We start from the raw sequence: 13,567 nt of genomic DNA on the forward strand, positions 1-13,567 counted from the left end.
CAATTCCCCGACCACAACGACCGACGCCCCGCCGTCCACCGTTCCCACACGCCTCTCCGCTCGCACCCGTCGGGGAGGGTCCGGGAGGGGGTCACCCCCTCCCGGCGGGGCCTGGGGCAGAGCCCCATTCTCTTAATTAATCCCTCGCGTGCAGCGCGCTGGCGTCGGCGAGCAGGTCGTTGATGCGGGCGACCATCTGGTGCGGGTCGGAGAGGTAGCCGTCGAGGAGCAGGGCCGAGTCGTAGAGTTGTTCCACGGCTTTGCCCAGGAACGGGTCGGCGGCGTCGCGGCGGTAGATGGAGAGCAGGTTGCGGATCAGCGCATGATCGCGGTTGATCTCCAGGGTTTTCTTGGGGATGGAGGTGTCCTTGCTGACCAGGCGCATGATTTTCTGCATGCTGGAGGTCATGTGGTCGTCCGGGGAGACGAGGCAGGACGGGCTTTGGGTCAGCCGCGTGGACAGGCGCACCTCGGTCACTCGGTCGCCGAGGAGTTCCTTGATCTTCTTGAGGAAGTCGTCGAAGGAGCCTTCCTCTTCCTTGGTGAGCTGCGGGGCCTCGGTCTTGGGGGCTTCGCCTTCGAAGGCGTCGAGTTCGGCGTGGTCGGCCAGTTCGGCGGATTTGAGCGCCAGGTCCTTGTACGTGCCGATGGTGTCCATGATGAACTCGTCCACGGGCTCGTAGAGGTAGAGGACTTCAAGTCCCTTGGCCCGGAAGATTTCCAGGTGGGGGTTGAGGTCCAGGGCGGCGCGGGACGGGCCGGACAGGTAGTAGATGGACTTTTGTCCTTCCTTGGCACGTTCGGCGTAGGCGGAAAGCGACGTGAAGTCGGCGTCGGGTTCGACGGCCGAGGAGTCGAAGCGCATGAGGTCGGCGAAGGCTTCGCGGTTGGCGAAGTCGCCGTAGCCGAGCTTGAGGGCCTGGCCGTGCTCCTTGAAGAAGGCGGCGTACTTGTCCGGGTCTTCCTTGGCCAGGTTCTTGAGCTTGTCCAGGACCTGCTTGACGATGACGGTCTGGATCTTGCGCAGCACCAGGTTTTCCTGGAGCGTTTCGCGGGAGATGTTGAGCGGCAGGTCCTCGGTGTCCACCACGCCGCGCACGAAGCCCAAGTATTCGGGGATGAGCTCCTTGGCTTCCTTGGAGATCATGACCCGGCGCACGTAGAGGTCCAGGCCGTGGTGCAGGGCGTCGCGGAAGGCCATGGGCCCGAGGCCCTTGGCCGGGATGAAGAGCAGGGCGGTGAACTGCACCGGCGCGTCCACGCTCACGTGGACCGTGGCCAGGGGCTCCTCGTTGTCGTAGGTGAGGAACTGGTAGAATTCCTTGTATTGTTCCGGGGTGACGGAGAACTTGGATTCGCGCCACAGGGCGGGGATGGTGTTGGTCTTTTCGCCGTCCACCAGAATGGGGAAGGAGATGAAGTTGGAGTGCTTGCGCAGCACGTCCTTGATGCGCGCCGGGTCGGCGTACTCCTTGGTTTCGTCCTTGAGTTCGATCTCGATGGTGGTGCCGCGCGCGACCTCGCCCGAGACGTCCTCCACGGCGAAGCTGCCCGAGCCGTCCGAGGTCCAGCGGGCCGGGGCGACATCGGCGCGGGAGGAGCGGGAGGTGACGGCGACGCTCTTGGCCACCATGAACACCGAATAGAAGCCCACGCCGAAGCGGCCGATAAGGTTGGAAGCGGCGTCCTTGTCGTCGGCCACGGACTTCATGAAGGCCTCGGTGCCGGATTTGGCGATGGTGCCGAGGTTGTCCACGAGTTCGTCGCGGGTCATGCCGCAGCCGGTGTCGGCGATGGTGAGCTTGCCGGCGTCCTTGTCGGTGGTGATGCGGATTTGAAGCGGCGTGTCGGGGTCGGCGACGGCGGCGCCCCGGCTGGTTTCGAAGCGCAGCTTGTCCAAGGCGTCGGAGGCGTTGGACACCAGTTCTCGCAGAAAGATTTCCCTGTTGGTATAGATGGAGTGGGTGATGATATCCAGGAGTTTGCGGATCTCGGCGCGAAACTCGTGGGTTTCCCCTTGGGCTGCGGACATGGGCGGCTCCTTTTGGGCTTGGATTGGGGCGCGTCGCGCGGCCCAAAAAAAGGCTCGCGCCCGCGTGCGCGGGTCGGGCCTTTCGGGGGGCGCGCCCCGAACGATCTTTGGCCGAAACATAAGCAGGGAAAGCAGGTTGTCAAGGCGGAGAGGGGTCTGGAAAAAACGGGGAAACCCCCATTGACAGGCCTGGGGGGTTGTTTATTTTCGGCTGTGAAGAACTACCTTTGCGGAGGTGCAGATATGGTCATTGATTTGAGTCCGTTCTACGGCGCGGGCACGCCCTTCGACCGGCTGTTCGAGTCCTTGTGGCCGTCCATGGCCATAAGTCAGCGGAGCATGGCCTATCCGCCGCTGAACATCGGCGAGGACGACGAGAACATTTACGTCAGCTGCGAGATTCCCGGCATGGACATCGCCGACCTCGACCTGACGCTTACGGATTCGAGCCTGGTCATCAAGGGCGAGCGCAAGGGCGTGAAAGGAAAGTACTATCGCCAGGAGCGCCCGACCGGTTTCTTTCAGCGCGTGGTCAACATCCAGGCCGCCGTGGCCAGGGAAAGGGTGACGGCCAGCATGCGCGACGGCGTGCTCGACGTGGTGCTGCCCAAATCCGACGAGAGCAGGCCGAAGAAGATCAGCATCGAAGCGGTATAACCAGGTATTTTCGCCCAGGGAGGAACGTCATGACGGACAACGCGGTCAAGGCCGAGGAGCGTCGGCTGCCCCGGGTCAAGCCGGCCACGGACATCATCGAAAAGGAAGACGGATTTTATATATATGTCGATATGCCGGGAGTGAGCAAGGAAACCCTGGTCATCGACCTCAACGAGGACGAGCTCAAGGTGATCGGCAAAGCCGATTACCAGATGGTCGAGGGGCGCAAGCTCGGGCATGTGGAGTTCGGCGGCGGCGAGTACTTCCGCAGCTTCACGGTGTCGCACATCGTGGACAAGGAGCGCATCAAGGCCACGCTCAAGGACGGCGTGCTCGAACTGTACCTGCCGCGCCAGGAGAAGGTGCAGCCCCGCAAGATCGAAATTCAGGCCGGCTAGTGCGGCCGTGTCTTCTGGAAAGCGGCGATCTCTTTCCGCTTCTTTGGCCCCGGGGGAGCTTTTCGCTCCGCCCGGGGCGCATTTTTTTGGCGGGAGTGCATGGCGAATGGACGGTGCCCGCCAAAGGGAGATGGGGTGACGGGTAGCAGCGGGTTTCTATCGGGAGAATGGCAAGGCGGTTTTTGTATTTCAAAAAAGTAATAAATCACTTTTGATACGCAGAAGTGCAGGTTTTGAAAGTTGCAATTCGTGAAGAAAGAGCACTTCATTTGTTTTAGCTATTGACACAGGTCGCCTTTGTCTTCACAGGTGTGATGTTGCATATTTCGTTTATGCCCATCTGAAGGAGACGGTATGGAAGAATACGTCAAATGCGCCCTGGAAATCGTCAAGGCCCAGGCGTCCGTGCGCACCATGACTGACGAGGAGATCACCTCCATGGTACGGCGTCTTGCCGCCGGCATCCGCGACATCAGCGGCGACGTCGGCGAGGGCGAGGCAGAGCCGGGCGTCGGCATGGACCCGAAGAAGGCGGTCAAGGAAAAATCCGTCACCTGCCTGGAGTGCGGCAAGTCGTTCAAGGTGATCACCAAGAAGCACTTGGCCACCCACGGGCTCACGCCCGAGGAATACAAGGCCAAGCACGGCTACAAGAAGTCCATGCCCCTGGTGTGCAAGTCCCTGCAGCGGGACCGCCGCAAAAAAATGAAGAATATGCGGTTGTGGGAGAAGAAGGGAAAAGTAGTGGCCTAAGTTGGCGGTTTTCGCTATAGGTGGGCCGCATCCGGGCGGTGGTTCGCCGCCGAGCCCGGGTCCGGCTCCCCTGGCTGCCGCACGGCCGGCAATCACACGATAAGGAGATCGCACGCACATGGCTAAAACAGACATCATCGCCAAAATTCAGGCCAATGCCGGCATCGCCACCAAGACCGAGGCGGGCAAGGTTCTCGACGCCGTCTTGGAGGCCATCCAGGACTCCCTGGCTGCGGGCGAGGCCCTGACCCTGACCGGTTTCGGCACCTTCAAGGTGTCCGAGCGCGCCGCCCGCACCGGCCGCGATCCCCGCACCGGCAAGGCCATCGACATCCCGGCCTCCAAGGCCGTCCGCTTCACGCCGGGCAAGACCCTCAAAGACGCCGTGAAGTAGTTTTCGTTTTCGCCCTCAAGGCAGGAAAGGCCGCGGGAAACCGCGGCCTTTTTGTTTTGGCGTGGGGGACGATGGGTTGGCCGATGACAGTGGGTCTTGCAAGCCGCGCGCCGGATGTCGCGGCAACGCCCGGCCGCTTACAGCGGCGCCCAGCCGAGCAGGTTGAAGCCCGTTTCCGGGTCGTGGGACCGGGCCAGTTCCGTGCCCAGGACCTCGATCACCACCACCTCGAAGATCTTCCACACCTCGAGCCCCGGCCGCACGCAGCCGGCCCGGGTTTCCTCGCCCCGGCCGAGCACGCCGTGCATGTGCAGCGTCGGCTTGCCGTGGTGGGCCGTGGGGAAAAGCGTGCCTACGGCCGCCGCCTCGTGCACCGCGCCGATGGCCGCCAGCATGGCCGTGGGCGGCATGACCTCGCCGTCCTCGGGGCCCACCACCAGCTTGCCCTTCTGCAGCCCGCCCAGGGCCAGCACCACGGCCGAGGTCACCTCGCGCGAGGCGGCGAACGCCTCGATGGCGTCCGGGATGCGGTCGCCGTCGGAAAGGCGCAGCACGAACACGCGGCCGATGCGGCCTTCGGATACGATCATGGCTCTCCTCCTGTCCCGGCCGGGCGCGACGTCCCCGCCGCAACGAAAAAGGGGAACCGCGGCTGCCCGTCGGTTCCCCCGGTGTTGTTTCCGACAAAGGGCCGGCTAGCCGAGCTTGTCGGCGATGGCTTTGCCGATGGTCCGGCCCATCTCCACGCAGGCCGCGAGCTGCTCGTGGGTGGGCACGTAGAGGATGCGCACCCCGTCCACGGGCATGTCCATGCCCATGGCCTCGAGCCAGCCGGAGATGTCCTTCACGGCCTCGCCGCTCCAGCCGTAGGAGCCGAACGCCGCGCCGATCTTGCCCTTGGGTTTGAGGCCCTTCATGTACGTCAGCATGTCCGCCACCTTGGGCAGCATGCCGTTGTTGTGCGTGGGCGAGCCCACGAACACCGCCGCCGCGTCCCAGACCTCCTCCATGACGTCGGAGTGGTCGAAGACGTGGAGGTTCATGAGCTTAAACGACACGCCGTGCTCGGCCAGCCCCGTGGCGATGGCGTGGGCCATGCGCTCGGTGGAGTGCCACATGGTGTCGAAGACCAGCACCGCCTTCTTCTTCTGCTTCTGGGCGGCCAGTTCCTTGTACCGCGACACCACCCAGGCGACGTCGTCGGCGGTGCGGAACATCAGCCCATGGTCCGGGCAGATGTAGCGGACGTCGAGCCCCATGGACTCGATGGTCTCGATGGTCTTCTGGGCGATGGGACTGAAGGGCAGCACGATGTTGGCGAAGTAGCGGTCGAGCTGCTTCTGCACCAGCCGCCGGTCCAGTTCGTCGGCGAAGCGTTCGCTGGTGGCCCAGTTCTGGCCGAAGGCGTCGGAGGAGATGAGCACGCCGTCCTCGGGGATGAAGGTGGCCATGTTGTCCGGCCAGTGCAGCATGCGCGTCTCCAGGAACTGGAGGGTGCGCTTGCCGAGCGAGATCGACGAGCCGGTCTTGACCACCTCGATGGGCCAGTCGGCGCAGTCGAAGTGGGCGCGCATGGCCCGCTCGCCCATGGGCGAGGTGAAGATCTTCTCCGGCTTGGTGCGGGCCACGAGTTCGGGCAGCGCGCCCGAGTGGTCCATTTCCACATGGTTGACGATGAGGTAGTCGACCTTGTCCAGGGGGACGACGTGGGCCACGCGGCACAGCATCTCGTCGCCGTGGCCGGCCTTGACCGAGTCGAACAGGGCGATCTTCTCGTCCTTGATCAGAAACGCGTTGTAGGTCGTCCCGGTGGGGGCTGTCATGTAGCCATGGAAGTTGCGGCACTCCCAATCGACGGCGCCCACCCAGTAGACGTCCTTGCAGATTTCCACGGGTCGCATGGGATTCCTCGAAAAAGCCGCCCCTCGGGGCGGCGCGGCGGAATGGGGTTAGGCTTTGTTGAATTCGCTTTTCGGGGCGCCGCAGACCGGGCAGACCCAGTCTTCGGGGATGTCCTCGAACTTGGTGCCCGGGGCGACGCCGTTGTCCGGGTCGCCGGCGGCGGGATCATACACGTAGCCACAGATGCTGCACTCGTATTTGTCCATGGGAAGCTCCTTTGGGGTTGCGTCGGCGGCGGCCCCATCCTTATTTGCCCTCAGCGCCGGGTCCTCCGAGCGCCCTTGCCTGAGCGGCAATAAGGCCATATCCCCGGATGTTTCCGTCCGGAAACGCCGTCTCGTCGCGACGGCGGACGCACCTGACCGACAACGGCATGATCGACCGTAACGATCACGCCTGCCCAAGTCTATCCTTCAGTTTGGACCAAATTGTCAAGTCCGGCTTTTTCGCGGGGTTGCGTTTATTCTTCCCGGAACTGCTCCACCAGTTCGGCCAGGTGGTGGGCCATGGAACGCACCTCGCCGATGCGCGTGTTGGCGTCGGCGATCTGGCGGGCGATGTCCTGGGACAGGGCGTTGATGTGGGTGATGCTGCCGTTGACCTCTTCACTGGTGGCCGATTGCTGTTCCGAGGCGGTGGCGATGTTGCGCACCATGTCGGCGATGCGGTTGGACTGCTCCACGATGCGGGTGAGCACGACCCCGGACTGTTCGGCCATGTCGGCGTTGCGCTCCACCCGGACCTTGGCGTCGTTCATGCCGGCCACGACCTGGCGGGTGCTGGCCTGGATCTCGCTCACGGCCGTGGCCACCTCGCCGGTGGCGGTCATGGTCTTTTCGGCGAGCTTTCTCACCTCGTCGGCCACCACGGCGAAGCCGCGCCCGGCCTCGCCGGCCCTGGCCGCCTCGATGGCGGCGTTTAAGGCCAAAAGGTTCGTCTGGTCGGCGATGTCGCCGATGACCGACAGCACCCGGCCGATGCCTTCGGCCCGGGTTTCCAGCGTGCCGAGCGAGCCGGCCAGGTCCGCGGTCCTGACCGAGACCTCGCGGGTCTCCTCCACGGTGCGCGTCACTTCCCGGCCTCCCTCGATGGCCGCCTGGGTGGCCACGTCCGAGGCTTGGGCCGTGCTGCCGGCGTTTTGCGCCACCTCGAGCACGGTGGCGTTCATCTCCTCCATGGCCGTGGCCACGCGTTCGGTTTCCCGGGCGGTGTTGGCCACGCCGCCGGTGAGCTCCTCCATGCGGTGCGTCAGCACGTCCGAGGCTTCGGACAGGTTCCGGGCCACGGCGGTGACCTCGTCGGCCACGGCCAGGAGCTTGGCCCGCTGGGCCTTGATGTGGTCCTTGTCCTTTTCTTCCTGGGTCAGGTCGATGAGCACGCCGATGACGCCGACCACCTCGCCGGCGGCGTTTTGCAGGGGGCTGATCTCGTAGTGCAGGGGGAAGACCCGGCCGTCGGTGCGGGTGAAGCGGGTGAAGCCGCTGGCGCATTCGCCGGTCGCCAGCACGGCGGCGCAGCCCGAGCGCCCGTCCTCGCGGATGAAGCTCTCGGACACGAGTCGGCCGAGCATCTCGGACTCGGACTTGCCCAGGATGTGCTGGAGGGGAGTGTTGACGAACTCGAAGCGGCGCTCCCGGTCGGCCACGAAGATGGGGATGATCACGCCGTTTAAGATGCCCTTGTTGTATTCGAGCTGGTCCTTGATGTTGCCGACCATGACGGACAGGTTTTTGGCCAGGACCGCGATCTCGTCCCGGCCGGGCACGGTGAAGGCGATGTCCAGGGAGCCGCGGCTGATGGCCTCGGACATGGCGGCCAGCTTCCTGACGCGGCCGACCACGGAGTATTTCATGAAAAGGAGCAGGGCCGCCAGGAGGGCGACCATGCCGGCCAGGGACAGGCCGGCGCTCTTGAGCTGGTCGGCGGTGAGCCGGGCCAGTTCCGGGGTGATGTCCTGGACCACGACCATGGTGCCCAGGATGGGCTTGGACGCGCCGTGGCAGTGGTGGCAGTCGGGCTCGTTTTTGACGGAATTGACGGCCACGAAGGCCGGCTTGCCGTCCCAGGGCAGGATGTCGCCGCCGTGGAAGTCGCCGGCCAGGCTCTTGCCGACCAGGGCGGCGATGTCCCCGCCGGGGGCCACGGCGGAAAAATCCTTGCGCAGCACGGACTGGTCCGTGGAATAGGTCACGTTGCCCCGGAAATCGGTGAGGAAGACCTTGATGTCCCGCTGGGCCGCCGCCACCTTGGCGAACTGGGCCGCGGTCTCGGCGTTCTTGCCCAGGCGCATGGGCTCCTCGATGGCCATGCGCAGCATGTCGTTCACACGCCGGCTGGCCCGGCCGATCTGGTCCACCGAGCCCTGGCGCTGCCAGTTGGCGTTGGCCAGGAACAGCCCGGCGAAGGCCAGGATGGTCAAGCCCGAGACCAGCAGCAGCACCTTGAGGCCCAGGGAGCGGGAAATGACGCCCATCGCGGCACTCCTTGCGTCGCGTCCTCGAAATCCGTGGGTCCGAAATCCGGGGCGTTACGCGGAACTAATGGTTGTTCCTGAAAATACTTTCGTATTTTCAGGAGGCGATGCTAGTGCGCTCCGGCAAAGAGCATGGGCTTGAAGTTGAAGCTGCGTACCCGCTCGGCGTTGTGGCAGGCCTCGCAGTCGGACATGGCGAGCTTGGCCCTGATCAGCGCCGGGTCGCCGCCGGAATCCACATGGGCCGCGCCCGGGCCGTGACAGACCTCGCAGCCGGCGTTGGCCAACTCCGGCGTCTTCTCGAAGCTCACGAACCCGCCGGGCCGGCCGTAGCCCGTGGTGTGGCAGGCGAAGCAGCCGGCCAGTTCCTCGGACGTGAGCTTTTTGGCCATGATCTTGACCGACTCCGAGGAATGGGCCTTCTTGGAATACCGGCTGAAGGAGTCGTATTCCTTGGCATGGCAGTCTTTGCAGGCCGCCGAGCCGACGTACGTGGCGGTCTTCGAGCCGCCGGATTGCTGGGCCGGAAGCGGTCCCGGGGCACAAAGCCATAGACCGGTCGCCAGACACGTCGCCAAAAAAGAGCGCCAATGGACCGTCATGTCAGCCTCCGAGCTGGCGGTGGGGAAATAAGGCGATACATATCCCATTTAGGAGGGGCGATCAAGGCGGTCGGAGCCATGGAAGCGATGCGTCACGCCCCTTTCCGGGGGAAAGGGGCGTTATGGGACAGGCGGCGGGAGGCGGCCCGGCCGAGGCGGACCGGGAAAACGGCGCGCCGCCGGTCGCGCGCGGGGACGGGGCTCGCGACCGGCGGCGCGGAGATATGGAAGGGCCGGCCGCCCTTCCCGCAAGACTACCAGTCGAGGGTGGCCTTGAAGGCCCGGGCCAGGTCCTCGGCCTGCTCGGCGCACAGGATGGCGGAACCCCGGCGCAGCACGAGCTCCGCCTCGTCGGACACGGCGCCGAGAAGCCCCAGGGACTGCCCGGCGAAGAGGGCCTCGAAGGCGGCCCGGTTTTCCGGGGCCACCGTGACCACCAGGCGGCTTTGGGATTCGCTGTAGAGCAGCTCCAGGTCGGTCAGCCCCGGTTCGGCCGGGGCGGCAGCCAGGTCCAGGTCGGCCCCCGCCCGTCCGCCCAGGGCCATTTCGGCCAGGGCCACGGCCAGGCCGCCGTCGGAGCAGTCGTGGCAGGCGGTGACGAGCCCGGCCCGGATGGCCGCGTGCAGGGCGCGGTAGCGCTCCCGGGCGGACACGGCGTCCACCTGCGGCACGTCGGGCGAGGTGAAGCCGAGCTCCCCGGCCAGCTCCGACGCGCCGAGCTCCCGGCGCGTGACGCCGAGCACGTACACGAGGTCGCCGGCGGCCTTGAAGTCGGAGGTGGCCACCCGGGCGACGTCCGGCACGAAGCCCATGACGGAAAAGAGCACGGTTGGCGGGATGGAGATCTTGGCCCCGCCGCCGGAGTAGTCGTTTTTCATGGAGTCCTTGCCCGAGACGCAGGGCGTGCGGAACGCCCGGCAGAAATGGGCCAGGGCCTTGTTGGCCCGCACCAGCTGGGCCAGCTTGTAGCGGCCGTCCGGGGTCTTCTCCGACTCCACCGGGTCGCACCAGCAGAAGTTGTCCACCCCGGCCAGGCGCGAGGGATCGGCCCCCACGGCCACGGCCCCGCGCACGGCCTCGTCGATGGCCGCGGCCATCATCCAGTAGGCGTCGATGTCGGAGTAGCGCGGGCAGATGCCGTGGGAAAGGGCCACGCCCTCGGGCCGGGACAGGTCCGGGCGCAGCACGCCGGCGTCGGAGGGGCCGTCGCGGCGCGCGCCGCACAGGGGCTTGACCGCCGAGCCGCCCTTGACCTCGTGGTCGTACTGCCGGACCACGTATTCCTTGCTGCAGATGTTGAGCCGGCCGAGCATGCGCCTTAAAAGCGCCCCGTGGCCGCCGGCCGGCATGGCCGGCTCGACGCGGGCGACGGCCGGCCGTTTCCAGGTCGCGGTCAGGCGCATGCGCGGCGTGCCGTCGTGCAGGAAGTCCATGTCGATGTAGGCCACCGTGCGCTTGCCGTGGTACACGCGCAGATAACCCGAGTCGGTGAAAAGTCCCAGTTCGGTGGACTCGACGCCCATTTCCTTGGAAAGGCGCATGAAGTCCGCGAAACGCGCGGGCGGCACGGCCACGGTCATGCGCTCCTGGGCCTCGGAGGTCAGGATCTCCCAGGGCACCAGGCCGTCGTACTTGAGGGGCACCCGGTCGAGGTAGAGCTCGCAGCCGCCGCTGTCGCGGGCCATCTCGCCCACGGAGCTGGAAAGCCCCCCCGCGCCGTTGTCGGTGATGGCGCTGTAAAGGCCCAGGTCCCGGGCGCGCATGAGGAAGTCGTACATGCGGCGCTGGGTGATGGGGTCGCCGATCTGCACGGCCGTGGCCGGGGAGCCCTCGTGGAGCTCCTCGGAGGAGAAGGTCGCGCCGTGGATGCCGTCCTTGCCCACCCGGCCGCCGACCATGACGATCCAGTCCCCGGGGTTGGCCTTCTTCTCGTAGCTCGGCTTGCCGTGAAGCGTCGCCGGCAGCATGCCCACCGTGCCGCAAAAGACCAGCGGCTTGCCCAGGAACCGCTCGTCGAAGACGATGGAGCCGTTGACGGTCGGCACGCCGGACTTGTTGCCGCCGTGCTCCACGCCCTCGCGCACGCCTTCGAGCACCCGGCGGGGATGGAGCAGCCGGGGCGGCAGCTCGCCCTCCCAGAAGGGCGAGGCGAAACAGAAGACGTCGGTGTTGCAGAGCAGGTTCGCGCCCATGCCCGTGCCCATGGGGTCGCGGTTGACGCCCACGATGCCGGTCAGCGCGCCGCCGTAGGGGTCCAGCGCCGACGGACTGTTGTGGGTCTCCACCTTGATGCACAGGTGCATGTCCCCGGTGAAGCGCACCACGCCGGCGTTGTCGGAAAACACGGACAGGCAGAAGTCGCCCTTGCCGAGGGCGCGGCGGATGTCCTTGGTCGAGCCCTGGACGTAGGTCTTGTAGAGGCTTTCGATGACCTCGTCCGTGCCGGCTTCCTCGTCGCGGTAGTCGATGACGGCGTTGAAGATTTTGTGCTTGCAGTGCTCGGACCAGGTCTGGGCGATGCACTCGAGCTCCACGTCCGTGGGGTTGTGGATGAGCCCCCAGACCACCCGGCGCATCTTGAAGCCCGGCCGGCCGAAATACTCGCGGATGGCCCACCACTCGGGCAGGGACAGGGCGAGCGTGCGCTCGCGCCCGAGTTCCAGCATCTGGTCCTCGAGCATGTTGAACAGGTCCGGGGTCTCGACCTTGGCGCTGGCCTGGCCCGTGACCTTGGCCGCCTTGGCCCCGAATCCGGGCGCGGCGCGCCAGGCGTCGCCAGAGGCGATCTCGTGGCGCTGGAGCAGGTCGTTGCCGAGCAGATCCACGGCCACGCGCTCGGCCGCGTCCGCGCCCTGCAGGCCGGCGACGTGGTACTGGACGGCGGTGTAGACGGCGAGATCCGCCCGGCGCTCGTCGGAGAGCCCCAGGGCCAGGGCCACGGTCTCTTTGGCGGTGCGGGCCTCGTTGTCCGTGACGCCCGGGCGGAAGGAGATCTCGATCACCCAGTCGGTCTCGCCGTCGCCCGGGGACAGCGGGGAAAGGGACGCCTCCTGCACCACCGGGTCGTGGAGCGCCCCGGCGTCGGCGACGCGGCGGACCTCGTCTTCGGTCAGACCGTCGATGGTGAAGATCTTGACGATGCGGACCCACCGCACGGGCAGGCGGAGTTCGTTTTCGATCTTGCCGGCCACGCGCTGGCCGACCGTATCGGTTACGCTCGGGCGAAGGCCCACGGCGAGGCGGGTGAGCATGGCGTTCTCCTGGGGTGCGGGATGCGCCGGCCAGCCGCCGGCGGGGCTGGCCTATTTGTCCCGGGCGAGCATGGGCGCCAGCACCTGGCCGATCAGTTCGGCTTGGGGCGAGGGCGGGAAGAGAGCCAGGGCGGCCTGGGCTTTTTCAAGATAAGCGGCGGCCATCTCGCGGGTCTTTTCGGCATGGCCGCCGGCGACGATGTTGCCGCGCAAATATTCGATGTCCTCGGCGGAAAGCTGGTCCTGGCGGAAATCCTCGGCCAGCCGGCGGCGGGCGTCGAAGGGCAGCCCGGCAAGGTAGAGGATCAGCGGCAGGGTGACCTTGCCTTCCTTGAGGTCGCCGCCGGTGGGTTTGCCGGACACGGCCGCCGGGGAGGTGTAGTCCAGGGCGTCGTCCACGAGCTGAAAGGCGATGCCGCAGTTGACGCCGAGGCTTTGGGCCGCCTCGCGGAGCTTGTCGCCCGCGCCGGCCAGGACCGCGCCGCAGTGGCAGGCCGCCTGGAGCAGGTAGGCCGTCTTGCCGGTGATGATGGAAAGATACGTTTCCAGCGGCAGGTCCACGTCGCGCAGGTGGGCGATCTCCAGGATCTCGCCCGTGGCCGTCTGGAGCAGGGCCTCGGACAGGATGCGGGTCAGCTCCGGATTGTCGTATTCGGCCACGGTGCGGTTGGCCAGGGCGAGCAGCACGTCGCCGGCCAGGATGGTGTGCGTGGACCCGAAGCGCACGTGGGCGGACTCCCGGCCCCGGCGCAGGGGCGCGCCGTCCACGATGTCGTCGTGGAGCAGCGTGGCGGAATGCAAAAATTCCAGCGAGCAGGCCAGGGGATAGACGTCGTCGCGATCATGGCCCAGGGCCCTGGCCACGAGGACGGTGAGCAGCGGACGCAGGCGCTTGCCTCCGGCCAACAGCACATGGCGCACCACCGGCTGGACCAGGGGGGAAAGCGTGTCCGCCTGCTCCTCCAGGTAGCTGTTGATGGCCGGGACTTCCCGAGATAAAATGTCCGCGAAATCGCTCATCCGCTGGCGTTTAACAGCATTGGTCCGGGGCTGGCAAGGGGGGATCGGCCTGGAAAAAGCCCCGTTGCGCCAGCTTTTCCAGGGC

At 66.2% G+C, this 13,567-nt stretch carries 12 protein-coding genes; 4 read left to right on the forward strand and 8 right to left on the reverse strand.

Features of this window, described 5'->3' with window-relative positions; all coding sequences use genetic code 11:
- Nucleotides 1–136: 136 nt before the first annotated feature.
- Nucleotides 137–2,032 carry a molecular chaperone HtpG gene (gene htpG, locus Q1K70_RS17125; RefSeq protein ID WP_300162097.1) on the reverse strand — a complete coding sequence of 632 codons (1,896 nt, stop codon included), beginning with the start codon at nt 2,030–2,032 and terminating at the stop codon, nt 137–139.
- Nucleotides 2,033–2,275: 243 nt separating this feature from the next.
- Between htpG and Q1K70_RS17130 the strand changes: the two genes are divergently transcribed.
- The 4 genes from Q1K70_RS17130 to Q1K70_RS17145 all read left to right on the forward strand — a co-directional run bounded on the left by Q1K70_RS17130 (nt 2,276) and on the right by Q1K70_RS17145 (nt 4,234).
- Nucleotides 2,276–2,689: an Hsp20/alpha crystallin family protein gene (locus tag Q1K70_RS17130; RefSeq protein WP_300162100.1), complete on the forward strand. Its 414-nt coding sequence runs from the start codon at nt 2,276–2,278 to the stop codon at nt 2,687–2,689.
- A gap of 29 nt (nt 2,690–2,718) precedes the next feature.
- Entirely contained in the window at nt 2,719–3,087 is a 369-nt protein-coding gene (locus Q1K70_RS17135) for an Hsp20/alpha crystallin family protein (RefSeq protein WP_300162103.1), read from the forward strand.
- Nucleotides 3,088–3,441: 354 nt separating this feature from the next.
- Entirely contained in the window at nt 3,442–3,840 is a 399-nt protein-coding gene (locus tag Q1K70_RS17140) for a MucR family transcriptional regulator (protein WP_300162106.1), read from the forward strand.
- A 118-nt stretch (nt 3,841–3,958) separates the two neighbouring features.
- Nucleotides 3,959–4,234: an HU family DNA-binding protein gene (locus Q1K70_RS17145; protein ID WP_300162109.1), complete on the forward strand. Its 276-nt coding sequence runs from the start codon at nt 3,959–3,961 to the stop codon at nt 4,232–4,234.
- Nucleotides 4,235–4,371: 137 nt separating this feature from the next.
- On the opposite strand, the gene Q1K70_RS17150 is transcribed toward Q1K70_RS17145, so the two are convergent.
- The 7 genes from Q1K70_RS17150 to Q1K70_RS17180 all read right to left on the reverse strand — a co-directional run bounded on the left by Q1K70_RS17150 (nt 4,372) and on the right by Q1K70_RS17180 (nt 13,482).
- A complete protein-coding gene (locus tag Q1K70_RS17150) occupies nt 4,372–4,824 on the reverse strand; it encodes a PPC domain-containing DNA-binding protein (RefSeq protein ID WP_300162112.1) in 453 nt (150 codons plus the stop codon).
- Nucleotides 4,825–4,929: 105 nt separating this feature from the next.
- Entirely contained in the window at nt 4,930–6,135 is a 1,206-nt protein-coding gene (locus Q1K70_RS17155) for a flavodoxin domain-containing protein (RefSeq protein ID WP_300162115.1), read from the reverse strand.
- A 48-nt stretch (nt 6,136–6,183) separates the two neighbouring features.
- Nucleotides 6,184–6,342, reverse strand: a complete 159-nt coding sequence (rd, locus tag Q1K70_RS17160; RefSeq protein ID WP_009109513.1) for a rubredoxin — start codon at nt 6,340–6,342, stop codon at nt 6,184–6,186.
- A gap of 254 nt (nt 6,343–6,596) precedes the next feature.
- The gene (locus Q1K70_RS17165) at nt 6,597–8,609 is read right to left on the reverse strand and encodes a methyl-accepting chemotaxis protein (protein WP_300162129.1); all 2,013 of its coding nucleotides are present in this window, start codon (nt 8,607–8,609) and stop codon (nt 6,597–6,599) included.
- A 110-nt stretch (nt 8,610–8,719) separates the two neighbouring features.
- Nucleotides 8,720–9,211 (reverse strand): cytochrome c family protein, encoded by a 492-nt coding sequence (locus Q1K70_RS17170; protein WP_300162131.1) that lies wholly within the window; start codon nt 9,209–9,211, stop codon nt 8,720–8,722.
- 254 nt (nt 9,212–9,465) lie between these two features.
- Complete coding sequence (locus Q1K70_RS17175; protein WP_300162133.1) at nt 9,466–12,462, reverse strand: AIR synthase-related protein; 2,997 nt, start codon at nt 12,460–12,462, stop codon at nt 9,466–9,468.
- Nucleotides 12,463–12,513: 51 nt separating this feature from the next.
- The gene (locus Q1K70_RS17180) at nt 12,514–13,482 is read right to left on the reverse strand and encodes a polyprenyl synthetase family protein (protein WP_300162136.1); all 969 of its coding nucleotides are present in this window, start codon (nt 13,480–13,482) and stop codon (nt 12,514–12,516) included.
- Nucleotides 13,483–13,567: the final 85 nt, after the last annotated feature.

It is taken from the genome of Solidesulfovibrio sp. (assembly GCF_029978005.1).
Taxonomy (GTDB): Bacteria; Desulfobacterota; Desulfovibrionia; order Desulfovibrionales; family Desulfovibrionaceae; genus Solidesulfovibrio.